The organism is Acidovorax bellezanensis, from assembly GCF_025421555.1.
Lineage (GTDB): Bacteria > Pseudomonadota > Gammaproteobacteria > Burkholderiales > Burkholderiaceae_C > Comamonas > Comamonas bellezanensis.
Genome location: NZ_JAODYH010000007.1, coordinates 47,171 through 69,800 on the forward strand (window position 1 = coordinate 47,171; position 22,630 = coordinate 69,800).

A 22,630-nucleotide genomic window follows, 5' to 3' on the forward strand; every position below is an offset into this window, starting at 1 on the left:
GGCCTCACATGGCGGTCTTGCCGCCGTTGACCTGCAGAATCTGGCCCGTGATGTAGCTCGCCTGCGGCGAGGCCATGAACAGGATGGCATCGGCCACTTCCTCGGGCTGGCCTATCCGTCCCGCCGGGATGGTCGACGCCACCAGCGGAATGTTGTGCGCGCCGCCGGCAATGCGATCGAGCATTTCGGTGGCGATGGGGCCGGGCGCGACCGCGTTGACGCGGATGTTGTACTGACAGGCTTCGAGTGCCACGGCCTTGGTGAAGCCTTCGATGGCGTGCTTGCTCGCGACATACATCGGCGCCTGCGCGTTGCCGCGGCTGCCCATGGTGGAGGAGAGATTCACGATGGCCCCGGACTTCTGGCGCGACATGACGCGCATCTCATGCTTGAGGCACAGAAAAGTGCCCAAGGCATTGGCGTCGAAGGCCGCGGCATAGGTCTGCGGCGTCTGCTCCATGATGGAGCCGCGCATGCCTTCGAGGCCTGCGCTGTTGACGGCCACATCGAGGCGGCCGAAGCGCGCGACGCAAAAAGCGACGAGCTGCGCCACCTGGTCTTCCTGGCTGACGTCGGCGGCCATGAAGGCCGCCTGCGCGTCCAGGGCGTGCAGCTCGGAGACCAGCGTGGCGCCCGCGGCGGCATTGCGTCCGCTGACGACGAGGTGCGCACCCTGGTGGGCGAAGGCCAGCGCGGCGGCCCGGCCAATGCCTGCGGTGGCGCCTGTGATGAGTACGACCTGCTTGTCAAACTGTGGTTTCATGAGGAACTTCGGTGGGTGGGGAGGGAAGGGCGAGCGCCACGGCGGCGCAGCGAAAAAAAAGCCAGCCAGCGGTGGGTGCGGACTGGCATGGCCTGGGGTGGCGTGCTGGATTGCGCGCTATTCGGCCTGGGCTTTCTGCGGGGCCTGGGCCTTGAAACGCGCCACCTCTTCCAGCAGCATGGGCGCGCCCATGCTGTTGGCGTGCAGGCCCAGCACGCTCACGCCCTGGAGCACGGCCGCGATTTCGTCCTGGGTCGCGCCCAGCTCCAGCGCGCGGCGGATATGGCGCCGGGTGCCTGGGCCGTACATGTGCGTGCAGGAGGCATCGACAGCAATGGAAATGAATTCCCAGACCTTGGGCTCGATCAGGCCCTTGCGCATGGGGTGCATGGCCATGTCCAGGAATTTTTCCGTCCATAGGGGGTCGAGCTCGGTGAAGCTGTCCCATTCGGGATTCCAGTAGCCGCTGTCGCGCAGCGTGTCGCTGACCGGGGTGGAAGAAGTGGCATCGGTGTTCTGGTCGTGCATGAGAATCTCCCCCTCAGGGCTTGTAGTGGATGGCGCGCAGCATCTGGCCGGTGTATTCATAGTCCTGCTGCAACGACTTTTCCAGATCGGCCAGGGTCTGGGCCGGGTTGCCCGCCTCCATGCCCAGGACCGCGAGCTGGCTCTTGACCGTTTGCGTCGCGATGGCCTTGAGCAGCTCCTGGCGCAGCTGGTTGCGGATCTCCTGCGGGACGTCGGGCGTGGACCAGATGGTCGTGCCCATGGTCTGGCTGAGGGCGGGATAGCCGGACTCCGCCAAGGTGGGCACGTCGGGCAGCAGCGGGGAGCGCTGGGCCGAGGTGACGGCCAGTGCGCGCAGCTTGCCGGCCTGGATCAGGGGCAGCGAGGTACCCATGCCGTCGAACATGAATTGCACCTGGCCGCCCATCAGGTCCTGCAAGGCCGGGGGCGAGCCCTTGTAGCCGGCATGCTCCATGTCCAGGCCTGCCGCCTGGTTGAACTGTATGCCCTTGAGGTGCGAAATCGTTCCCGGGCTGTAGGAGGCGTAAGCGGTCTTGCCCGGGTGGGCTTTCACATACTGCGTCATCTCGGCGATGTTGCGCAGGGGCAGGCGCGGGTCGGCGACCAGCACCAGCGCCACGCTGGCGACTTCGGCCACCGGGGCCAGGTCCTTGAACGGCGAAAAGCGGAATTTATAGGTGTAGGGGTTCTCGGTCGCCAGGGAGTTGGGCGACAGCACCAGGGTGTAGCCGTCGCGCGCGGCCTGCATCATGGTTTCGACCGCGAGAATGCCGCCCGCACCGGGCTTGTTTTCCACGATCACGGTCTGGCCCGTGCTTTTGCGGAGGCTTTCCGCGATGGTGCGCGCAATCATGTCGGAGGCACCGCCGGCCGGGGCCGGAACGATCAGCCGTATGGGGCGGCGGGGCCAGGTGCTTTGCGCCAGCACCTGGGACGCAGGCAGGGCCGACAGCAGTGCCATAAGGCATGTCCGGCGCGTGAGCAAGAAAACGGAAGAGTTCATGGTGCGGTGGCGGTGAAGAAATCATTCAGAGCCAGCGGACCGGGGTCGTCCCGGTCCGCTGCCGGAAGAGGCCTCAGGCGACCTTGCGCAGATAGCCTTGCTGGCCGCCATTGCGGTTGGGCGCAAAGCCGTTCTTCTCCAGCGTTTCTTCCGTGGTTTCGTAGAACACGCCGATCTGGCTGATCTCGCGCGCCTGCTGGGGCGTGGCAATCGGACGGCTGCACAGCTTGGCGATCTGCACCAACTGCTCGATCTGCTCCACGGTGCCCATCTTCTTGGTGCGCGTCTGGTTCCAGAGGTTGTCTTCCGTGCCGCAGCGCACGTGCAGGCCCATGGCGATACCCATCATGTTGATGGGCAGCACGTTCAGCACCGAGCTTTCGACGGTGAGCACGGCGCCATCGGGGACGGCGCGCACGAAGTTGGCCAGGCTGTAGATGCTGGGGGCGTCCATGCCGCCGCCGATGGCCACCCAGTTCATGACCAGCGGGCCCTTGTAGACGCCGCGGCGGATCAGTCGCTCCACGGACTCGAAGCTGTTGATGTTGTAGCACTGGAAGGCGCTCTGGATGCCGGCGGCGCTCAGGCGGCGGATGTGCTCCTCGGCCCAGCCCGGCTGCGCGGGCACGGTCATTTCCTTGTAGGCGTTGAACACGGCCGGGTCTTCCATGGACGTGCCCGCGATGTCGCGCGCATCGAACTGCTCGAGGATGTTCATCTGCGAGGTGTTGATGGTCACCGTCACCTGGTCGGGCTTGGGGTCCAGCTCGGCCAGCATGTGGCGGGTGTCGTCGCTGAGCCACTTGGCGGCGGCGCCGTCGCTTTCAGGGGCAAAGCTGATGGAGCCGCCGACCTGGATGATCATCTCGGGCACGCGGGCGCGCACGCCGGCGATCAGTTCGTTGAACTTGGACAGGCGCTTGCTGCCGCGGCCGTCGAGCTCGCGCACATGCAGGTGCAGCACCTGGGCGCCGGCGTTGTAGCAGTCCACGGCTTTCTGGATCTGCTCTTCCATGGTGACGGCGATTTCGCCGGGAAAGTCGCCGGGCATCCACGACGGCGCGTAGGGGGCGGCGGTGATGATCAGGGGTTGCTGGTTCTCAGGGAACAGGTGGCCGTCGAGGAAGTTCATGGTGTGGGCTTTCAGATCAAACAGTACGGGGCCTGGCACGGACGGCGTCGGAGCCGCTGCGCCAGGAGTACCGCGCGGTGTGCAAAAGCGCGGTTCCTGAGTCGCAATGTAGGCAGCTGGGCGCGTTGGTGCTTGACGTTTTGGGACGGTGGTTTATCCTTTTGGGACACCAAGGGAAAACCTCTATGACTGCATTGATGCGCAGCGCCAGCCTGGCCCACTACGCCGACCTGGCGACCAGCGTCGGCCTGGAGCCGCTGGACATGCTGGCGGCCGTGGGCCTGCCTCGCTCCTGCTTTGACAACACGGAACTGCGCATTCCCGCGGCCAGCGTCATGCGGCTGATGGAGCTGTCGGGCGAACGCTCGGGCGAGCAGGCTTTCGGGCTGCGCCTGTCGGTGACGCGTCGGCTGTCGTCGTTCGGCATCGTCGGCATGCTGGCCCGTGACGAGCCCACGCTGCGCCAGGCGATGGATACGCTCACGCGCTACCTGTACCTGCACAACGAGAGCCTGAGCACCCAACTCCATGAAGCCGGGGGCGTGGCCGTCATCGAGCAGGTGTTCCTGCCGTTTGTCCATGCCGGGCGCCAGTCGGTCGAGCTGGCGCTGGGCGCGCTCTATCACACGCTGTGCCTGGCGCTGGGGCCGCAGTGGCAGCCTCGCAGTGTCAGCTTCATGCACCCGGCGCCGGCCAACCTCGCATGGCATCGCAGCATCCTGGGCGGCAATCTGCGTTTTTCACAGGATTACAACGGCATTGCCCTGGCGTCGTCCGAGATGGATGCGCCGCTGCACTCCGCCGATCCCGTCATGCGCCAGCAGGTGCACCAGCTGGTGCACGAAGACCTGGGTCACAGCAACCTGTCGGTGCGCGATGAAGTCGTGCAGCTCATCATGGCCTTGCTGCCCACGGGGCGCTGCAGCGCGGACCAGGTGGCGCTGCACCTGGGTGTGGACCGGCGCACGGTGCACCGCAGGCTGGTCACGCAGGGCACGACATTCACCGAGGTGCTGGACCAGGTCAGGCTGGAACAGGCCCAGCGTCTCATGGGTTACGGGGATAGAAAGCTCTCCGATATTGCCCCTTTGCTGGGCTTCAGCAGCCTGAGCGCGTTTTCCCGCTGGAGGCGTTGTCAGGCCCGGGATGGGCGTTCGGCGGAGTTTGCAGGAACTGTCTGACAGTGCTGCGGCCCGGATTCTCTTGGAGCTCTCGTAGGGTTTCGCTAAGATGAAGGCAAGACGCACAGTTAGGCTGTGCGGGCAGCTTGCTGTTTTTGATTTTCATTGTCCACCTGAAAGGCCTCCATGACTTATTCCGTATCCGACACCGTGTCCCAAGCCCAGACCGAACTGGAAAAACTGGTGAGCGATCTGCGTGGTCTGCTGGACAGCAAGAACCTCGATTCCTTGCCTGAAATCCAGGTGCTGCGCAAGCGTCTGGACGAAGGCATCGACTCGGCACGCGAGTCCGCCGTGCGTGCGGCACGCGAAGCCGCGCGCCAGGCCAAGGATGCGGCCCGGGCCGCTGACCAGTATGCGCACGACGAACCTTGGCGCGTGGCAGGTGCCGCGCTGGCCACGGGTGCGGTGATCGGCTTCCTGCTGGCCCGCCGTTGAAGCCGGCACCCCTGCATCGGACATGGATGTGAACTGGCTGTCTGTACTGGGCCTTGACGCATGGCTGGCGCGTTGGCGCGCCAATATGATCGAAGGCGCGATTGCGGCGGAAGACCGCCTTGATCTCGCCCGGCTGGAATGGCAAGACCAGAAACGCCGGATTTTCTCCGTCGTGGTGATGGGCATCGCACTGGGCGGTTTGACCGTCGTGGCCTTGGTCGTGTTTTCCATGGCGCTGGTCGCGCAGTTCTGGGATACACCCCAGCGCATGACCGTGGCCTGGAGCGTCGCAGCTGCATGGCTGCTGCTTTGGGGCGGCCTGTTGCTGGGCCTGATTTCGACCCTGCGCAAGGCCGGCAATGCGTTTGCATTGACGCGCAATGAGCTGGCGCAGGATTGGCACGCCATCAAGGAGCGGCTGTGAATACAACGACTTCTGCTGCTACCGTGAGCAAGGCCGCGGCCACGCTGCGCGATGCGGCGCTGCCTGAAGCGCAGCGTGTGGTGTTGAAGCGCATTGCCGCCCAGCGCGAGCGCCTGAGCGCGCGGCGCAGTGCACGCGCCCAGGCGCTCGCACTGCGCAGCCAGCAGGCGGCTCAAATGCCGGTGGGCGGCCCCTTGGTCGAGCGGGTGGTGGCGTTTGCGCGCCTGCACCCCGTGGCCGTGGCGGCCGCGGCCGGGGTGGCGCTGATGCTCGGCCCAGGCCGGCTGATCCGCTGGACGGGCATTGTGTTGCCGCTGGTGGCCCGATTCCGGCGCTAGGGATCGAGAATCCTGGTGTCGGCGGTTCGACTGCGTCCCAGGCCACCCAACATGAAGCCCCAGATCAGAAATGGTCTGGGGCTTTTCTGTTGGTGCGCGAGGAGGTACTGGCGTGGATGGCACCGCGGTCCTGACCATTTCAGCCATCTTCGCCGCTGGACGTGCGCCCGCGATCCACAGCAGATCATGCGTCGCCAAGGACATGGCGAAATCACTGCGCCGTAGATAAAAAAATCCCCCGGAAAAAATACTCAATTTGAAACATGTGCAATTCTTGATTTTCGATGTTATCAATGTGCGAACAATTGAAAAGAAACAGCGCATCATGTCATTGTCTCAATGGAGAAGTGCCATGTACAAACATCTATTACTCCCAACAGATGGAACGGAACTTTCTGAAGCATCCGTACGTTCTGCCATAGCACTGGCACACGAGCATGGAGCGAAAGTGACGGGCCTGTATGTCATGCCAGATTATCAGACCGTTATTTATGGTGCCGATGCGCTGATGACCAATAGCAGTGCCGAGTTTGACCAGAGCGTGAATCTGGATGCTGACAAGGCGCTGAGCTTTGTCGAGGCGATCGCCAAGCAGGAAGGGGTCTCGTATGAATTGGCGAGAGTTACTTCCAACTCCACTTACAAGGCAATCATTCAGCACGCCAAAGACAAGGACTGCGATTTGATATTCATGGCTTCCCATGGTCGCAAGGGAATAAGCGGATTACTTCTTGGCAGTGAAACGCAGAAAGTACTGACGCATACAAGTGTTCCGGTATTGGTTTACCGATCTGCATGAGCTTGCTTGTCTGAATATCTGATGCCGACTTGAAACCTTGGCTCCGCCGTGGCAAGAAAGCGGGAGGCCATCGCGAGGTTCTCGACGAACTCCAAGGCGCGGGGCAGGCCAGGGCCCATGCCTTCGATGACATCGATATGTGCACCGCCAGGCGGCGGCATGCGCCTGCCGCCAGCAGAGTAGTGATCGCTGCAGTTCTGGCCACTTCAGTCACTCTCCCTGTTACCCATTCCGCCCTGCATAGCGCTGTGGCCAAGCAGGCCTTGGATTTCATGCAGCGCACGGCCATCAGTGCGATCTGATGTGGATTTTGATGTCTATTCGGGTTACCGGCCTATTGATCATGCTCCGATAGTGTGGAATCCCATTCACTTCCGGTGAGGTTTGTTATGCGTGTCAACAGCCCTGTTACCCAGCGTGAGTACGAGTTCCCTGACAACGCGACCCTGATGTCGACCACCGACACGCAGAGCCACATCACCTACGCCAACGCCGCCTTCGTGGCCGTAAGCGGTTTCTCGCAGGACGAAATCCAGGGTCAGCCGCACAATCTGGTGCGCCATCCGGACATGCCCCAGGAGGCCTTCGCCGACATGTGGTCCACGCTCAAGGGCGGCGAGCCCTGGACCGCACTGGTGAAGAACCGCCGCAAGAACGGCGACCACTACTGGGTGCGCGCCAACGCCACACCTGTGATCCGCAACGGCAAGTCGGTGGGCTATATGTCGGTGCGTACCAAGGCCACGCGGGAAGAAATTGCCGCTGCTGAGCATTTGTACGCGGACATGCGCGCGGGCGGCGCCAGGCACCTGAAGCTGCACAAGGGCTTGCTGCTGCACACCGGGTTGATGGGCGCGAGCACCCTGTTCAAGACCATGCGCGTGCGCAGTCGTATTCGTCTGTCGCTGACGGTGCTGCTGGCGGGGCTGCTCGGTGGTGCCTGGGCATTGGACATGCCGGCCATGCAATGGGCTCAGCTCGCCGGCCTGAGTGCCGTGGCTGTGGGTCTGGCAGGCTGGTTCCTCGAATCACAGTTGGCCGGGCCGCTGGAGTTCCTGCGTGAGCAGGCATTGCGTGTGGCCACGGGCGACACGCAGAAGGTGGCGCACATGGACCGGGTGGACGAAATCGGCATGACGATGCGCAGCATCAGCCAGCTGGGACTGATGTTCCGCTGGTTGATCGACGATGTGAGCCAGCAGGTGCTGACCGTGCAGTCCGCGGTGGCCGACATCGCGCAGGGCAACAATGACCTGAGCCAACGCACCGAGCAAGCCGCCTCCAGCCTGCAGCAGACGGCCGCGTCGATGGAGCAGATGACCGCCACCGTGCGGCAGAACGCCGAAACCTCCAGCCAGGCCAATCAACTCTCGGGCACGGCCAGCGAGGCCGCTTCGCGCGGTGGTCAGGCGGTGTCGCAGGTGGTGAGCACCATGAGCGCGATCACCGAAAGCTCGCGCAAGATCCAGGACATCATCGGCGTGATCGACGGCATCGCGTTTCAGACCAATATCCTCGCGCTCAACGCCGCGGTGGAAGCTGCCCGTGCGGGCGAGCAAGGACGTGGCTTTGCCGTGGTGGCGGGTGAAGTGCGCAACCTTGCCCAGCGCAGCGCCGAAGCAGCCAAGGAAATCAAGCAGCTGATTGGCGCCAGCGTGAACAGGGTGGAGGCCGGCACGCGCCTGGTCGACGACGCCGGCAAGACCATGAGCGAGATCGTGCACCAGGTCAAACGCGTGTCAGGACTCATCAGCGAGATCAGCTCGGCCACGATAGAGCAGAGCAGCGGCATCCAGCAGGTGAGCCAAGCCGTAGGCCACCTGGACCAAGTCACGCAGCAGAACTCCGCGCTGGTGGAGCAGGGTGCCGCCGCATCACAAAGCCTGCAGCAGCAGACGCAGCGCCTGGTGGAAGCGGTGAGCGTTTTTCGCTGAATTGTGTTCCGGAAACGGTTCCAGATAAGCGGGTCAACGCATGTTGCGCAAGGCCAGCGCCGCGCGCTTGACCAGGGCCGGGCCTTCATAGATCAGGCCGCTGTAGATCTGCACCACGTCGGCGCCGGCGCGGATCTTCTCGACAGCGTCGTTGGCGCTCATGATGCCGCCCACGCCGATGATGGGGAACTTCGGGCCCAGGGCCGCGCGCAACTGGCGGATCACATGGTTGCTGGCGTCGCGCACGGGTGCACCCGACAGGCCGCCGGCCTCTTCGGCATGGGCCATGCCCTGGACGGCTTCGCGGCGGATGGTGGTGTTGGTGGCGATGACGCCGTCCATGCCGTGGCGCTGCAGGGTGGCGGCAATCACCGCGACCTGGTCCGCGTCCAGATCGGGAGCGATCTTCACGAACAGCGGCACGCGCCGGCCTTGCTGGGCCGCGAGCTGTTCGCGTCGCACGGCAACGGCGCCGAGCAGGCCGTCGAGAGCGTCATCGCTTTGCAGCGCGCGCAGGTTCTTGGTGTTGGGCGAGCTGATGTTGATGGTCACGTAGTCGGCATGCGGATACACGCCTTCCAGGGCGATCAGGTAGTCGCTGGTGGCTTCCTCGATGGGCGTGAGCGCGTTCTTGCCGATGTTCAGGCCCAGCAGCATGGGCTTGCCCTGGGCGCGGCATTGGGACTGGCGCACATTGGCCACGAAGGCGTCCAGCCCCTGGTTGTTGAAGCCCAGGCGGTTGATCAAGGCCTTGGCCTGGGGGATGCGGAACATGCGCGGCTGGGGGTTGCCCGGCTGGGGCTTGGGCGTCACGGTGCCGACTTCGACGAAACCGAAGCCCATGGCGGCCAGCGCGTCGATGCAGCGCGCGTTCTTGTCCAGGCCCGCGGCCATGCCCACACGGTTGGGGAACTTCAATCCGGCGAGTTCCACCGGGTCGGACACCATGGACTGCGACCAGGCCCATTGCAGCGGCGTGCCTTGGCCCCGCGCCAGCAGGTTCATGGTCAGGTCATGGGCAGCCTCGGCGTCGAGACTGAACAGAAAGGGGCGGGCCAGAGCGTAGGGAATAAGAGACATTGGATAATTCGGTGATTACTTCCAATTCTCGCCCATGACGACACCTGCTGCAGCCCTTTCCCAAGATGAACTCAAAACCCTGGTCGGCCAAGCCGCTCTCCAGTACGTGCAGGCCGGCGAAATCGTCGGTGTGGGCACGGGTTCCACGGTCAACAAGTTCATCGACGCCCTGGCCACCATCAAGGACCAGATCCGCGGCGCGGTCTCCAGCTCGGTCGCCAGCACCGAGCGCCTGAAGGCGCTGGGCATTGCGGTGTTCGATGCCAACGAAGTCGAGTCGCTGTCGGTCTACATCGACGGCGCCGATGAAATCGACGGCAAGGGCCATATGGTCAAGGGCGGCGGCGCGGCGCTGACGCGCGAGAAGATCGTGGCGGCGCTGGCCCAGCGCTTCGTCTGCATCGCCGACGAATCCAAGCTGGTTTCGGCACTGGGCGCATTCCCGCTGCCGGTCGAAGTCATTCCCATGGCGGCACAGCAGATTGTCCGCCGCTTCGAAGCCATGGGCGCGAGCGTGACGCTGCGCCTCAAGGACGGCCAGCCCCTGGTCACCGACAACGGCCAGCACATCCTGGACGTGCGCGGCCTGTCGATCGCCGATCCGCTGGCGTTCGAATCCGAAGTCAACCAGTGGCCTGGCGTGGTCACTGTGGGTGTGTTCGCCCACCAGAAGGCTTCCGTGTGCCTGCTGGGCACGGCGCAGGGCGTGCGCACCATGGCGTTCTGAAAACCCGGGGCCGGGCGCCAGGGCTCAGGCCGGCTCGGCCATGCCCTGGTGGCGCAGCAAGGCGTCCAGCGAAGGCGCGCGGCCGCGGAAGGCCTTGAAGGATTCCATGGCCGGGCGGCTGCCGCCAGCTTCCAGAATCTCGGTGCGAAAGCGCCGGCCCGTTTCCCGGCAGTTGCTGCCGTCGGGAAGCTGGGTTTCCTCGAACGCCGCGTAGGCGTCGGCGCTCAGCACTTCGGCCCATTTGTAGCCGTAGTAGCCCGCGGCATGGCCACCGGCAAAAATGTGGCTGAGCGTGTGGGCGGGGCGGCTGTAGGGCGGAGCCGGCAGCACCGCGACTTCGGCGCGCACCTGGGCCAGCAGCGGCATGATGTCGTTTTCCGGCTGGTGCGTGGTGTGCAGCAGCATGTCGAACAGCCCGTACTCGATCTGGTCCAAGGTGGACATGCCGCTTTGGAAGTTCTTGGCGGCCGTCATCTTGTCGAACAGCGCACGCGGCAGCGGCTCGCCCGTGTCCACATGGGCCGTCATGTGCTCGAGCACGCTCCACTCCCAGCAGAAGTTTTCCATGAACTGGCTGGGCAGCTCGACCGCATCCCATTCCACGCCGCGTATTCCCGAGATCCGGTGTTCGTTGACCTGGGTCAGCAGGTGGTGCAGGCCGTGGCCGGCTTCGTGAAACAGCGTGATCACGTCGTGGTGGGTGAGCAGGGCCGGCTTGCCGTCGACGCCATCGGCGAAGTTGCAGACCAGATGGGCGACGGGCGTTTGCAGTTGGTGGTTGTCGGGGCGCAGCCAGCGTGTGCGCGTGCCATCCATCCAGGCGCCGTCGCGCTTGCCTTGGCGCGCGGGCTGGTCCAGATAGAACTGGCCGACCAGTTCCGGTCCGTTGGCACCCGCACGCTCGATGCGGTAGAACGCCACGGACGGGTTCCAGATGGGCGCCACGTCGCGGCGGATGCTGACTTCGAACAGGCTTTCGACGATCTTGAACAGTCCGGCCAGCACCTTGGGTGCGGGGAAGTATTGTTTGACTTCCTGCTCGCTGAAAGCGTAGCGCGCTTGCTTGAGTTTTTCCGTGACATAGCGCCAGTCCCAGGGCTGGGGGTCGGCCAGGCCCAGCTCCTGGACCGCGAAGGCGCGCAGGTCGGCCACATCCTTTTCGGCATGGGGGCGCGCGCGCCGGGCCAGGTCGCGCAGGAAAGTGATGACTTCGGCCGGCGATGGGGCCATCTCGGTGACCAGGGTCAGGTCGGCGAAGTGGGCATAGCCCAGCAGTTGGGCTTCCTCCAGGCGCAAGGCCAGGATGGAGCGGATGTTGGTGCTGTTGTCGAATCGCGTCGCATCGCCCCCGGCCTGGTCGGAAGCGCAGGTCACATAGGCTTTGTAGAGGGTTTCGCGCAGGCCGCTGTTCCTGGCGAACTGCAGCACCGGTAGGCAGCAAGGCATCTTCAGCGTGAGCTTGTAGCCGGCCTGGCCTTCGGCTTCAGCGGCGGCACGCGCGGCCTGCTGCACGTCGGCGGGCACGCCTTCGAGTTCTTCGGCCGTGGCGTAGTAGGCAAAGGCCTCGGTGGCGTCGAGCGCGTTTTCGCTGAACTTCTGGCTCAGCTCGGACGAGCGCTGCTGGATTTGCGCGAAGCGCAGCTTGGCTTCACCCTGCAGTTCCGCTCCCGACAGCACGAAGTTGCGCACGGCGTTGTCCCAGGCGCGGCACTGCTCGGTGTTGAGCGTGCTGGGGTCGATCGCCTTGTACTTGGCATACAGCCGCTGGTCCGCGCCCAGCCGGGTCCAGAACCCGGTGACCTTGGGCAGGGCTTCGTTGTAGGCGGCGCGCAGCGCGGGCGTGTCGGCCACGCGGTTGAGGTGGCTCACGGTGCCCCAGGCGCTGACCAAGCGGTCGACGGCCACGTCCAGCACGCCGGCGATCGCTTCCCAGCGCGCGGGAAACTCCGCGGCGGTCACGGTCTCCAGCGCCAGGCTGGCCTGCTCCATGAGTTGATGGATCGCGGGCAGCACATGTTCGGGCTGCATGCGGTCGAATGGAGGCAGGTCGGCGCCTGCCAGAAAGGGATTGCTCATCATGCGTGAACCAGAAAGTAGGTGGCTGGCGGTGGCCAGTCTCTGGTCGGATGCTGAAGAGCAGGCGTTGCCAATAAATAATTATTGGCTATTGCTGTAATTCAATCAATAGCAAATAGCTAACCTATTTGTAGGATGGAATGCCGTCCACTTTCTGCGCCGGGCCCAGGCGCAGCGTGGGCGTTCAGAAGCTCAGGCCTGCGGGATTGGTCGGGGAGACCCGGCTCGTAGGCACTGCCGGGGCGGCGGCCGCGGGGCTGCGCGCAGGCGGTGCTGCCTTGGGCTCCGCCGGCACCTGGGCGACCAGGGGGCTGGGCGCGGCGCGGCGGTAGTTCGCGGGCAATTCCGATGTCGCGGGGTAGCCTGCTGCATCGAGGTATTGGCGCCACTCGTCGTCGGCAAAGCCGGCCAGGTGCTGGCGGCCTATGGTGGCGAATGGCAGTTGATTCTGGCCGCTCAGGGCCCGCAGCGCCTGCACGTCGGCGTCGGTTTGCACCGTGTATTCGGCGAATGGAACGCCGCGCGTAACCAGCAGCGCGCGCGCACTGCCGCAGGGGCTGCAGTCGCTGGCGGTGTATAGCGTCACGGGATAGCGGGCCTGTGCCTGGCGCAAGGCGTAGGACAGCTCATTGCCCGGGCTGGATGCCGTGCGGGCGGTTCCAGCCGGCGTCGTGCCGGTCGCCGCGGGAGGCCGGTCGGAGAAGACCACGCGCCCATCGGCACCTATGCTGCGGTAAATGGCCTGCGCGCTGGCTTCATGGGCCATGCCTGCGAGCATGGCGATCATCGCAGTGGCGACCAGGGCGCAGCGGTGGCGATAAGGCGTGGAAGTCATGGCAGGACCTGCTGAAAAAGAAGCGCGGAGGTAGCGTGCAAGGCGGATCCGCCTTGCACCCGGGGTCAAGCCGCGACCGGCTCGGCCATGCCCTGGTGGCGCAGCAAGGCGTCCAGCGTGGGCTCGCGGCCGCGGAAGGCCTTGAACGATTCCATGGCCGGGCGGCTGCCGCCGGCTTCCAGAATCGCTGCGCGGTAGCGCCGGCCGGTCTCGGGCGAATTGCTGCCGTCGGGCAGCTGGGTTTCCTCGAACGCCGCATAGGCGTCGGCGCTCAGCACCTCGGCCCATTTGTAGCTGTAGTAACCCGCGGCATAGCCACCAGCAAAGATGTGGCTGAAGGTGTGGGCCGTGCGGCTGTAGGGCGGGGCGGGCAGTACGGCGACTTCGGCGCGCACCTGGGCCAGCAACGGCATGATGTCGTTTTCCGGCTGGTGCGTGGTGTGCAGCAGCATGTCGAACAGCGAGAACTCGATCTGGCGCAAGGTGGACATGCCGCTCTGGAAGTTCTTGGCGGCCGTCATCTTGTCGAACAGGGCGCGCGGCAGCGGCTCCGCGGTTTCCACATGGGCTGTCATGTGCTCGAGCACACTCCACTCCCAGCAGAAGTTCTCCATGAACTGGCTGGGCAGCTCGACCGCATCCCATTCCACGCCGCTGATGCCCGAGACATCGCGTTCGTTGACCTGGGTCAGCAGGTGGTGCAGGCCGTGGCCGGTTTCGTGGAACAGCGTGATCACGTCATCGTGCGTGAGCAGGGCCGGCTTGCCGTCGACGCCGTCGGCGAAGTTGCAGACCAGGTGCGCCACGGGCGTTTGCAGCTGGTGGTTGTCGGGGCGCAGCCAGCGCGCGCGCACATCGTCCATCCATGCGCCGCCGCGCTTGCCTTTGCGCGCGGGCTGGTCCAGATAGAACTGGCCGACCAGCTGCGGGCCGTTGGCACCCGCACGCTCGATGCGGTAGAACTCCACGGCCGGGTTCCAGACGGGGGCCACATCGCGGCGGATGCTGACTTCGAACAGGGTTTCGACGATCTTGAACAGTCCGGCCAGCACCTTGGGTGCGGGAAAGTATTGCTTGACTTCCTGCTCGCTGAAGGCGTAGCGCGCTTCCTTGAGCTTTTCCGAGACATAGCTCCAGTCCCAGGGCTGGGGATCGGCCAGATTCAGCTCCTGGGTCGCGAAGGCGCGCAGGTCGGCCACGTCCTTTTCGGCATAGGGGCGTGCGCGGTGCGCGAGGTCGCGCAGGAAAGTGATGACTTCGGCCGGCGACTGGGCCATCTTGGTGACCAGGGACAGGTCGCCAAAGTTGGCATAGCCCAGCAACTGGGCTTCTTCCAGGCGCAAGGCCAGGATGGAGCGGATGTTGGCGCTGTTGTCGAATTTCTGTGCGTCGCTCGCTGCCTGGTCGGAAGCACGCGTCACATAGGCTTTGTAGAGTTTCTCGCGCAAGGCGCTGCTCTTGGCGAACTGCATCACCGGCAGGTAGCAAGGCATCTTCAGCGTGAGCTTGTAGCCGGCCTGGCCTTCGGCTTCCGCGGCGGCACGCGCGGCCTGCTGCACGTCGGCGGGCACGCCTTCGAGTTCTTCGGCCGTGGCGTAGTAGGCAAAGGCGTCGGTGGCGTCGAGCGCGTTCTCGCTGAACTTCTGGCTCAGCTCGGCCGAACGCTCCTGGATTTGCGCGAAACGCAGCTTGGCTTCGCCCTGCAGTTCCGCGCCCGACAGAACGAAGTTGCGCACGGCGTTGTCCCAGGCGCGGCGCTGCTCGGTGTTGAGCGTGCTCGGGTCAATCGCCTTGTACTTGGCATACAGCCGCTCGTCCGCACCCAGCCGGGTCCAGAACTCGGTGACCTTGGGCAAGGCCTCGTTGTAGGCGGCGCGCAGCTCGGGCGTATCGGCCACGCTGTTGAGGTGGCTCACGGCGCCCCAGGCACTGGCAAACTTCTCGGTGGCCACGTCCAGCACGCCGGCGATCGATTCCCAGCGCGCGGGGAATTCCGCGGCGGTCACGGTCTCCAGTGCCAAGCTGGCCTGCTCCATGAGTTGATTGATCGCGGGCAGCACATGTTCGGGCTGAATGCGATCGAACAAGGGCAGGTCGGAGGTGGCTAGAAGTGGATTGCTCATTAGGGCTCAGGTGACGGCGTAACTAAAGATTTCAAGTGAAGAATGCCAAACGCAGGCCATGCCCGCGCCGGACCGCCTCAAGCAGTGGGGTAGCAAGTTATACCGTGCGCTCAGCAGCTTCCACGGTGCTCACCAAAAGCATGGTAATTGTCATGGGGCCGACACCGCCAGGCACGGGGGTAATGTAGCCCGCGACTTGCTTGACACCGTCAAAGTCCACGTCGCCACAAAGCTTGCCTTCGTCGTTGCGGTTCATGCCCACGTCGATCACCACGGCGCCAGGCTTGACCATGTCGGCCGTCAGCACGTTGCGCTTGCCCACGGCGGCGACCACGATGTCGGCCTGGCGCGTCATCGCGCCCAGGTCGGCCGTGCCGCTGTGGCAGATGGTCACGGTGGCGTTGGCCTGCAACAGCATCATGGCCATGGGCTTGCCGACGATGTTCGAGCGGCCGATGACCACGGCGTGCTTGCCGCGCAGGTCCTTCATGCCTATGGATTCGAGCATCTTCATGCAGCCGTAGGGCGTGCAGGCCTTGAAGCCGACTTCGCCGACCATCAAGGCACCGGCGCTGGCGATGTGGAAGCCGTCCACATCCTTGAGTGGCGAGATGGCTTCGATGACCTTGTGGTCGTCAATGTGCGCGGGCAGGGGCAGCTGCACCAGGATGCCGTGGATGCTGGGGTCGTTGTTGAGCGCGTCGACTCGGGCCAGCAGTTCGGCTTCGGTCAGGCTGGCGTCGTACTTTTCCAGCACCGAATGCAGGCCGGCTTCTTCGCAGGCCTTCACCTTGTTGCGCACATAGACCTGGCTGGCCGGGTTGTCGCCCACCAGCACCACGGCCAGTCCGGGAGTGACGCCGCGCTCCTTCAGCGCCGCCGCGCGGGTGGCGACTTGCGAGCGCAGTTGGCGGGAGAGGGCGTTGCCGTCGATGAGTTGGGCTGTCATTTTTGAAATCTCAATAAAAAATGCTGCTAGCACCTGTTGCAAGCGCTAGCAGCTGTGAACCTGCAATGATTTTAAAACAGGCTCAGAGGGTCAGGCCGCGACCTTGCCCGTGGGCTGGTTTTGTCCCAGGGCGATCTTGAGCAGATCGGCCACGGTGTTGGCGTTGAGCTTTTCCATGATGTTGGCGCGGTGCGCTTCCACCGTCTTGATGCTGATGCCGAGGTCGTCGGCGATCTGCTTGTTCAGGCGGCCGGCAACGATGCGTTCGAGCACCTGGGCTTCGCGGCTGGTGAGCTTGGACAGCAGGGCGTCGCGGCTGGCAGCCTGCTGGTGGCCGGCGAAAGCGTCGCGTGCATGGTCGAGCATGCGTTCGACCAGGCCCAGCAGCTCTTCTTCATTGAACGGCTTCTGGATGAAGTCGAGCGCGCCTTTTTTCATCGTGTTCACAGCCATGGGCACGTCGCCGTGGCCGGTGATGAAGACGATGGGCAGGGGCGACTTGCGCTCGATCAGGCGGTCCTGGAGCTCCAGACCCGTCATTCCGCCCATGCGGATGTCGACGATCAGACAGGCAACTTCGCGGGGGTCGTAACGCGACAGAAAAGACTCGGCAGCGTCAAAGCAGCGCACGCGGTAGTCCTTGCCTTCGAGCAACCACTGCAACGAATCGCGGACGGCCTCGTCGTCGTCGACCACATACACAGTGCCTTTTTTCGGAATCAAACTCATGCAATCGTCCTCGGGGTGGGTTCGGTTGTCGTGGTGAGTGTCGTCGCATCCACAGGGCTTGCCAAGGGCAGCCAAAAGGAAAAGCGGCAGCCAGTGACTTCGGAACCATTGTAGAGGTTCTGCGCCTGCATTCGACCATGGTGCGACTCGACAATGCTGCGGCACAGGTTCAAGCCCATGCCCATGCCTTCGCTCTTGGTGGTGAAGAAGGCTTCGAACAGCCGTTCCAGCACTTCCGGCGGCAAGCCCTTGCCCGTGTCCTGCACGGTGAACTCGACCACTTTCTGGCCATCGATCTCGCGCGGCAGCACGCGCAGCTCCACGCTGCGCTGGTGGCTGGGGCGGTCGGAATTCTGGATGGATTCGGCGCCGTTCTTCATCAGGTTGACCAGCACCTGCTCAATCAGGATGGAGTCGGCCATGACGGGCGGCAAGCGCTCGGCCACGCGGTGGGTCAGGCGTACGTTGTGGCGGCGCAGTTCGATGTCGGCCAGCTCCACGGCTTCGCTGACCATGTCGGCGACCTGGGCCAGGGTGCGGTTGGGCTCGCTACGCTTCACGAAGGCCCGGATGCGCTGGATGATCTGGCCGGCGCGCTGGGCCTGGTGGGCGGTTTTCTGCAGCGCCGTCAGCAGCATCTCCTGGCTCAACTGGCCGTTCTGGCTGCGAGTGATCATGCCGCTGCAGTAGTTGCTGATGGCCGTCAGCGGCTGGTTGAGTTCGTGCGCCACGCTGGACGCCATTTCGCCCATGGTGATCAGCCGGCTGATGGATTGCGCGTGCTCGGCCTGGCGCGCGGCCTGCTCTTCGGCCAGGCGCCGCGGCGTGATGTCGGTGGCGATCACCATTTGCGCCAGGCGTCCATCGACCCAGCTCAGATAGCGCGAACGCACTTCCAGCCACTTGCCCAGGTCGGGCAGGAAGATTTCGGCGTTTTCGCTGCGCGCGCTGGTCAAGGGGTCGGCGGGCAGGCCCATCAAGCCGTCCTCGCCTTCGGCGCCGGCATCGGTGCTGCGCGAAGGCAGGACGCCGGCCTGCGCCACGAGCTGCAGATGGCCGTCGGTCTGGGAGCCGAACCACTGGCGGTAGAGCTTGTTGGCGAACAGCAGCTCAGCGCTGCCCAGGGGCGCGACCGAGACCGATGCGTCCAGGGCTTCGAGCACGATGGTGAAGCGCTCGTGCGAGGCCGACAATTGCTCGCGGATGCGGTTGGGCTCGGTGATGTCGGTCATGGACGACATCCAGCCCGTGTGCTGGCCGTGGGCGTCGATCAGCGGCGAGACATACAGCCGCGCGTCGAACTGGCTGCCGTTCTTGCGCTGCACGCGCACCTGGAAGCCGCCGACGATGGTCTTGCCGCTGAGTTCGTCGCGCAATTTGAGGCGCAGGTTGTCGTATTCATTGCTGGGCCAGTAGCTGTAAGGCGGCAACTGGCCGACCAGATCGCTTTCGCTCCAGCCCGTCATCTGGCAAAAAGCCGCATTCACATAGGTGATGCGCCCTTCGAGGTCCAGCGCGCGCATGCCGGTGAGCACCGAGTTCTCCATGGCCCGGCGGAAATTGGTCTCGGCCACCAGCGCTTCCTGGGCGCGCATGCGCCGACGCGTGTGGCGCCAGGTGGCCAGCAGCATCCAGGCCGTCATGGCGCTGAGCGTGCCCACCAGCCAGAACAGGCCGTTGCCGACAAAGCCCAGCGAAGTGCGATAGGCCTGGGCCCGCAGCACCAGGCTGTTGCCCACGGGCGAGACCGGCACTTCGTACTCATTGGCGCGGTTGCGCCACCAGCTCAAGGCGTTGTCGCTGGAGCGCGGCGGCAGCGCCGTGCCGGCCAGCAACTGGCCGCTGCCGTCGAGCATGGTGACGGCATAGCGGGCCAGCACTTCGGTGGGCGTGCCGTAGCGCAGCAGGCTGTCGACCGAGTACTCGCCCAGCACCACGCCGCCAAAGCCGCCGGTGCTGTTGAGCGGCACCTGCAGCTGCAGCAGCGGAATGGGCTCGCCGGCCACGGCCACCGACTGGGCGTAGACGGGCTGTTGCAGGTCGCGCACCAGCGCGAAAGTCTTGGCCGTGTCGCCGGGACGCAAGGTTTCGCCGGCGATGCGCAGCTGGTCGCTGTGCACCGTGGGCGCGGCCTGGCTGGCGCGGATGCGCTGCTTGTCGTCGATCCAGCTGATGGCCTGGAGTTCGGGGTATTGGGTGATCAGCGCTTCGCTGCGGCGCGAAAAGTCGCTTCGGCTCAGGTCCTGGTTGGCCAGATCGCGCGCGATGCGCATCAGCTGTTCCTGGCGCTCCAGCAGGCGCAGGCGCACGCGCTGCTGGGCGTATTCCACGTCGCGGCGCAAGGCTTCTTGCTCGCGCTCGACCTCTTCAGCGCGCAAATACCAGAAGGCCGCCACGATGGCCGCCAGAAACATCAGGACGGCGGCCAGCGGGGCCAGGGCGGCAAAACGGTCTTGTCGCGTGGGCGACAGGCTGCGCCACCAGCTGCGCCACCAGCGCACCGGGGCGGCGACGGCTGTGTCGGACAGGGAGTGGGGGGCAGCGCTGCTTTTGGCGGGAGTCGATTCCATGACAGGAGTGTAGGGCGTGTACGAGGTGTTTTCGCGACGCCCACACGTGGCGGGGTGGATGTGCGCCTGCAGCAATTTTTCGCATTGTGAAATCAAAAAGCATCATTTGAAATTTGAAAAAAATGTGAGAAACTTCGCTCCAATTCATACAGTGACGGCCGTTGCAGGCCGGGCGCGCGAGTTGCGGGTTGACCATTTGGCAAGGGCTGCTGGGTCCCACGACAATGGCTTGCATGCGCACTGTTCGTTTTCCGCCTACCTTTTGCCAGGAGACACCATGACAGCTCAGACCGACCTGCAGGCCGGCGCCGGCGCCACGCCCGTGGCCAGCACCGATCAGCAAGAAACCCGTGAATGGATGGACGCACTGTCCGCCGTGATCGACCGTGAAGGCGCGCAATATGCCCACGCCTTGCTTGAAGAGCTGCTGGAACATGCGCGCCAGAGCAGTGTGGATCTGCCGTTCTCGGCCAACACCGGCTATGTGAACACGATTGATGCCTCGCAGGAAGCCCGCTGCCCCGGCAACCTCGAAATCGAAGGCCGTCTGCGCGCCTACATGCGCTGGAACGCCATGGCCATGGTGGTCAAGGCCAACCGCATCCATCCGCCCGAAGGCGGCGACCTCGGCGGTCACATCGGTTCGTTCGCTTCGCTGGCCAATATGTTTGCCGCCGGCTTCAACCATTTCTGGCATGCCGAGAACGAAAACCACGGCGGCGACTGCCTCTACATCCAGGGCCATGTGTCGCCAGGCATTTACGCCCGCGCCTTCCTGGAAGGCCGCATCACCGAAGAGCAGCTGCTGAACTTCCGCCAGGAAGTCGACGGCAAGGGCCTGTCGAGCTACCCGCATCCCAAGCTGATGCCCGAGTTCTGGCAGTTCCCCACGGTGTCCATGGGCCTGGGCCCATTGATGGCCATCTACCAGGCGCGTTTTCTCAAGTACCTGCATGCCCGCGGCATTGCCAACACCGAAAACCGCAAGGTCTGGGTGTTCTGCGGCGACGGTGAAATGGACGAAGTGGAGTCGCTGGGCGCGATTTCGCTGGCCGCGCGCGAAAAGCTCGACAACCTGATTTTCGTCATCAACTGCAACCTGCAGCGCCTGGACGGCCCGGTGCGCGGCAACGGCAAGATCATCCAGGAACTCGAAGGCGAATTCCGCGGTTCGGGCTGGAACGTCATCAAGCTGATCTGGGGCAAGGGCTGGGACGAGCTGCTGGCCAAGGACAAGGACGGCGTGCTGCGCAAGATCATGATGGAGTGCAACGACGGCGACTACCAGGCTTTCAAGGCCAATGACGGTGCCTACGTGCGCAAGAACTTCTTCGGCCGCGATCCGCGCGCCCTGAAGATGGTCGAACACATGAGCGACGACGAGATCTGGAATCTGCGCCGCGGCGGCCACGATTCGCAAAAAGTGTTTGCCGCCTTCCACGCCGCCAACTCGCACAAGGGTCAGCCCTCGGTGCTGCTGGTCAAGACCGTCAAGGGCTTTGGCATGGGCAAGATCGGCGAGGCGCGCAACACCGTGCACCAGACCAAGAAGCTCAGCGACGAAGACATCAAGGCTTTCCGCGACCGCTTCAACATCCCGATTCCCGACAGCCAGATCGCCGACCTGCCTTTCTTCAAGCCAGCCGACGACACGCCGGAAATGAAGTACCTGCACGAGCGCCGTGAGGCCCTGGGCGGCTACCTGCCGCACCGCCGCGTGAAGGCCGACGAGCAATTCATCGCCCCGGCGCTGGAGACTTTCAAGGCCATCCTCGAGCCCACGCCCGAAGGCCGCGAAATCTCGACCACCCAGGCCTATGTGCGCTTTCTCACGCAGCTGCTGCGCGACAAGGAAATCGGCCCCCGCGTGGTGCCCATCCTGGTCGATGAGGCGCGTACTTTCGGCATGGAAGGCTTGTTCCGCCAGATCGGCATCTACAACCCCGCAGGCCAGCAGTACACCCCGGTCGACAAAGACCAGGTGATGTACTACCGCGAAGACAAGGCCGGCCAGATCCTGCAGGAAGGCATCAACGAAGCCGGCGGCATGTCCAGCTGGATCGCTGCCGCCACGAGCTACAGCACCAGCAACCGGATCATGATCCCGTTCTACGTGTACTACTCGATGTTCGGCTTCCAGCGCGTGGGCGACCTTGCCTGGGCGGCGGGCGACATGCAGGCCCGCGGCTTCCTGCTGGGCGGCACTTCGGGACGCACCACGCTCAACGGCGAAGGCCTGCAGCACGAAGACGGCCACAGCCACATCCTGGCCAACACCGTTCCCAACTGCGTGAGCTACGACCCGACCTTCGCCCACGAAGTCGCGGTGATCATGCAGGACGGTCTGCGCCGCATGGTGCAGGAGCAGGAAAACGTCTTCTACTACCTGACGCTGCTCAACGAAAACTATGCTATGCCCGGCCTCGTGCCCGGCACCGAGCAGCAGATCATCAAGGGCATGTACCTGTGCAAGCCCGGCATGAAGGTGCCACCGACCGGCATGCGCGTGCAATTGCTGGGCTCGGGCACCATCCTGCGCGAATCGCTGTTCGCCCAGGAACTGCTGCTGGCCGACTGGGGCGTTGCCGCTGATGTCTGGAGCTGCCCAAGCTTCAACGAACTGACGCGCGACGGCCAGGACGTGGACCGCTTCAACCTGCTGCACCCGCTGGAAACACCGCGTCAGGCTTTCGTCACCCAGCAGCTGGCGCACAGCACCGGCCCGGTGATCGCTTCGACCGATTACATGAAGGCCTACGCCGAGCAGATCCGTGCCTACATCCCCAAGGGCCGCATCTACAAGGTGCTGGGCACCGACGGTTTCGGCCGCTCGGACTTCCGTCGCAAGCTGCGCGAGCACTTCGAAATCGATCGCCACTACATTGTGGTTTCGGCCCTGCGCGGCCTGGCCGACGCCGGCCAGCTGCCAATGACCAAGGTGGCCGAAGCGATTGCCAAGTACGGCATCCAGGTCGACAAGATCAATCCGCTGAACGCCTAA

At 64.4% G+C, this 22,630-nt stretch carries 20 protein-coding genes; 9 read left to right on the forward strand and 11 right to left on the reverse strand.

What is annotated here, in order from left to right; genetic code table 11:
* Nucleotides 1-4: 4 nt before the first annotated feature.
* The 4 genes from N0K08_RS14260 to N0K08_RS14275 form a co-directional block, all read right to left on the reverse strand.
* Nucleotides 5-763, reverse strand: coding sequence for an SDR family NAD(P)-dependent oxidoreductase (locus tag N0K08_RS14260; protein ID WP_261501057.1), 759 nt, complete (start codon nt 761-763; stop codon nt 5-7).
* 117 nt (nt 764-880) lie between these two features.
* Nucleotides 881-1,291, reverse strand: coding sequence for a carboxymuconolactone decarboxylase family protein (locus tag N0K08_RS14265; RefSeq protein ID WP_261501058.1), 411 nt, complete (start codon nt 1,289-1,291; stop codon nt 881-883).
* A gap of 13 nt (nt 1,292-1,304) precedes the next feature.
* Entirely contained in the window at nt 1,305-2,294 is a 990-nt protein-coding gene (locus tag N0K08_RS14270; RefSeq protein ID WP_261501059.1) for a Bug family tripartite tricarboxylate transporter substrate binding protein, read from the reverse strand.
* A 73-nt stretch (nt 2,295-2,367) separates the two neighbouring features.
* Nucleotides 2,368-3,426, reverse strand: coding sequence for a BKACE family enzyme (locus tag N0K08_RS14275; RefSeq protein ID WP_261501060.1), 1,059 nt, complete (start codon nt 3,424-3,426; stop codon nt 2,368-2,370).
* A 185-nt stretch (nt 3,427-3,611) separates the two neighbouring features.
* Between N0K08_RS14275 and N0K08_RS14280 the strand changes: the two genes are divergently transcribed.
* From N0K08_RS14280 to N0K08_RS14310, 7 genes are all read left to right on the forward strand, one after another.
* Nucleotides 3,612-4,607 carry an AraC family transcriptional regulator gene (locus N0K08_RS14280; protein ID WP_261501061.1) on the forward strand — a complete coding sequence of 332 codons (996 nt, stop codon included), beginning with the start codon at nt 3,612-3,614 and terminating at the stop codon, nt 4,605-4,607.
* 126 nt (nt 4,608-4,733) lie between these two features.
* Complete coding sequence (locus N0K08_RS14285) at nt 4,734-5,045, forward strand: DUF883 family protein (protein WP_261501062.1); 312 nt, start codon at nt 4,734-4,736, stop codon at nt 5,043-5,045.
* A 28-nt stretch (nt 5,046-5,073) separates the two neighbouring features.
* Nucleotides 5,074-5,469, forward strand: coding sequence for a phage holin family protein (locus N0K08_RS14290; RefSeq protein WP_261501063.1), 396 nt, complete (start codon nt 5,074-5,076; stop codon nt 5,467-5,469).
* On the forward strand, nt 5,466-5,807 hold the full coding sequence (locus N0K08_RS14295) for a hypothetical protein (protein ID WP_261501064.1): 342 nt from the start codon (nt 5,466-5,468) through the stop codon (nt 5,805-5,807). The genes N0K08_RS14290 and N0K08_RS14295 overlap by 4 nt, the downstream gene beginning before the upstream one ends.
* 352 nt (nt 5,808-6,159) lie before the next feature.
* Nucleotides 6,160-6,606, forward strand: coding sequence for a universal stress protein (locus N0K08_RS14300; protein WP_261501529.1), 447 nt, complete (start codon nt 6,160-6,162; stop codon nt 6,604-6,606).
* A gap of 29 nt (nt 6,607-6,635) precedes the next feature.
* Nucleotides 6,636-6,908, forward strand: a complete 273-nt coding sequence (locus N0K08_RS14305; protein WP_261501065.1) for a hypothetical protein — start codon at nt 6,636-6,638, stop codon at nt 6,906-6,908.
* 87 nt (nt 6,909-6,995) lie between these two features.
* Nucleotides 6,996-8,540: a methyl-accepting chemotaxis protein gene (locus N0K08_RS14310; protein ID WP_261501066.1), complete on the forward strand. Its 1,545-nt coding sequence runs from the start codon at nt 6,996-6,998 to the stop codon at nt 8,538-8,540.
* A gap of 33 nt (nt 8,541-8,573) precedes the next feature.
* Here N0K08_RS14310 and N0K08_RS14315 read toward each other — a convergent pair whose 3' ends face one another.
* On the reverse strand, nt 8,574-9,620 hold the full coding sequence (locus N0K08_RS14315) for a quinone-dependent dihydroorotate dehydrogenase (RefSeq protein WP_261501067.1): 1,047 nt from the start codon (nt 9,618-9,620) through the stop codon (nt 8,574-8,576).
* A 34-nt stretch (nt 9,621-9,654) separates the two neighbouring features.
* Here N0K08_RS14315 and rpiA point away from each other — a divergent pair, with 34 nt between their 5' ends.
* Entirely contained in the window at nt 9,655-10,347 is a 693-nt protein-coding gene (gene rpiA / locus N0K08_RS14320; protein ID WP_261501068.1) for a ribose-5-phosphate isomerase RpiA, read from the forward strand.
* 24 nt (nt 10,348-10,371) lie between these two features.
* On the opposite strand, the gene N0K08_RS14325 is transcribed toward rpiA, so the two are convergent.
* The 6 genes from N0K08_RS14325 to N0K08_RS14350 all read right to left on the reverse strand — a co-directional run bounded on the left by N0K08_RS14325 (nt 10,372) and on the right by N0K08_RS14350 (nt 19,629).
* On the reverse strand, nt 10,372-12,423 hold the full coding sequence (locus N0K08_RS14325) for a M3 family metallopeptidase (RefSeq protein ID WP_261501069.1): 2,052 nt from the start codon (nt 12,421-12,423) through the stop codon (nt 10,372-10,374).
* Nucleotides 12,424-12,607: 184 nt separating this feature from the next.
* Nucleotides 12,608-13,258: a glutaredoxin family protein gene (locus N0K08_RS14330; protein ID WP_261501070.1), complete on the reverse strand. Its 651-nt coding sequence runs from the start codon at nt 13,256-13,258 to the stop codon at nt 12,608-12,610.
* 65 nt (nt 13,259-13,323) lie between these two features.
* Nucleotides 13,324-15,381: a M3 family metallopeptidase gene (locus N0K08_RS14335; protein ID WP_261501071.1), complete on the reverse strand. Its 2,058-nt coding sequence runs from the start codon at nt 15,379-15,381 to the stop codon at nt 13,324-13,326.
* A 97-nt stretch (nt 15,382-15,478) separates the two neighbouring features.
* Nucleotides 15,479-16,330, reverse strand: a complete 852-nt coding sequence (gene folD / locus N0K08_RS14340; protein ID WP_261501072.1) for a bifunctional methylenetetrahydrofolate dehydrogenase/methenyltetrahydrofolate cyclohydrolase FolD — start codon at nt 16,328-16,330, stop codon at nt 15,479-15,481.
* Between the two features lie 90 nt (nt 16,331-16,420).
* The gene (locus N0K08_RS14345) at nt 16,421-17,059 is read right to left on the reverse strand and encodes a response regulator transcription factor (RefSeq protein WP_261501073.1); all 639 of its coding nucleotides are present in this window, start codon (nt 17,057-17,059) and stop codon (nt 16,421-16,423) included.
* Complete coding sequence (locus N0K08_RS14350) at nt 17,056-19,629, reverse strand: PAS domain S-box protein (RefSeq protein WP_261501074.1); 2,574 nt, start codon at nt 19,627-19,629, stop codon at nt 17,056-17,058. Before N0K08_RS14350 ends, N0K08_RS14345 begins: the two co-directional genes overlap by 4 nt.
* A gap of 277 nt (nt 19,630-19,906) precedes the next feature.
* On the opposite strand from N0K08_RS14350, the gene aceE reads away from it, so the two are divergent.
* Nucleotides 19,907-22,630, forward strand: a complete 2,724-nt coding sequence (aceE, locus tag N0K08_RS14355; RefSeq protein WP_261501075.1) for a pyruvate dehydrogenase (acetyl-transferring), homodimeric type — start codon at nt 19,907-19,909, stop codon at nt 22,628-22,630.

Coding starts and splice junctions, on each gene's coding strand:
- N0K08_RS14260 (WP_261501057.1), bottom strand. CDS start 763: ATGAAACCACAGTTTGACAAGCAGGTCGTACTCATCACAGGCGCCACC.
- N0K08_RS14265 (WP_261501058.1), bottom strand. CDS start 1,291: ATGCACGACCAGAACACCGATGCCACTTCTTCCACCCCGGTCAGCGAC.
- N0K08_RS14270 (WP_261501059.1), bottom strand. CDS start 2,294: ATGAACTCTTCCGTTTTCTTGCTCACGCGCCGGACATGCCTTATGGCA.
- N0K08_RS14275 (WP_261501060.1), bottom strand. CDS start 3,426: ATGAACTTCCTCGACGGCCACCTGTTCCCTGAGAACCAGCAACCCCTG.
- N0K08_RS14280 (WP_261501061.1), top strand. CDS start 3,612: ATGACTGCATTGATGCGCAGCGCCAGCCTGGCCCACTACGCCGACCTG.
- N0K08_RS14285 (WP_261501062.1), top strand. CDS start 4,734: ATGACTTATTCCGTATCCGACACCGTGTCCCAAGCCCAGACCGAACTG.
- N0K08_RS14300 (WP_261501529.1), top strand. CDS start 6,160: ATGTACAAACATCTATTACTCCCAACAGATGGAACGGAACTTTCTGAA.
- N0K08_RS14310 (WP_261501066.1), top strand. CDS start 6,996: ATGCGTGTCAACAGCCCTGTTACCCAGCGTGAGTACGAGTTCCCTGAC.
- N0K08_RS14315 (WP_261501067.1), bottom strand. CDS start 9,620: ATGTCTCTTATTCCCTACGCTCTGGCCCGCCCCTTTCTGTTCAGTCTC.
- rpiA (WP_261501068.1), top strand. CDS start 9,655: ATGACGACACCTGCTGCAGCCCTTTCCCAAGATGAACTCAAAACCCTG.
- N0K08_RS14325 (WP_261501069.1), bottom strand. CDS start 12,423: ATGAGCAATCCCTTTCTGGCAGGCGCCGACCTGCCTCCATTCGACCGC.
- N0K08_RS14330 (WP_261501070.1), bottom strand. CDS start 13,258: ATGACTTCCACGCCTTATCGCCACCGCTGCGCCCTGGTCGCCACTGCG.
- N0K08_RS14335 (WP_261501071.1), bottom strand. CDS start 15,381: ATGAGCAATCCACTTCTAGCCACCTCCGACCTGCCCTTGTTCGATCGC.
- folD (WP_261501072.1), bottom strand. CDS start 16,330: ATGACAGCCCAACTCATCGACGGCAACGCCCTCTCCCGCCAACTGCGC.
- N0K08_RS14345 (WP_261501073.1), bottom strand. CDS start 17,059: ATGAGTTTGATTCCGAAAAAAGGCACTGTGTATGTGGTCGACGACGAC.
- N0K08_RS14350 (WP_261501074.1), bottom strand. CDS start 19,629: ATGGAATCGACTCCCGCCAAAAGCAGCGCTGCCCCCCACTCCCTGTCC.
- aceE (WP_261501075.1), top strand. CDS start 19,907: ATGACAGCTCAGACCGACCTGCAGGCCGGCGCCGGCGCCACGCCCGTG.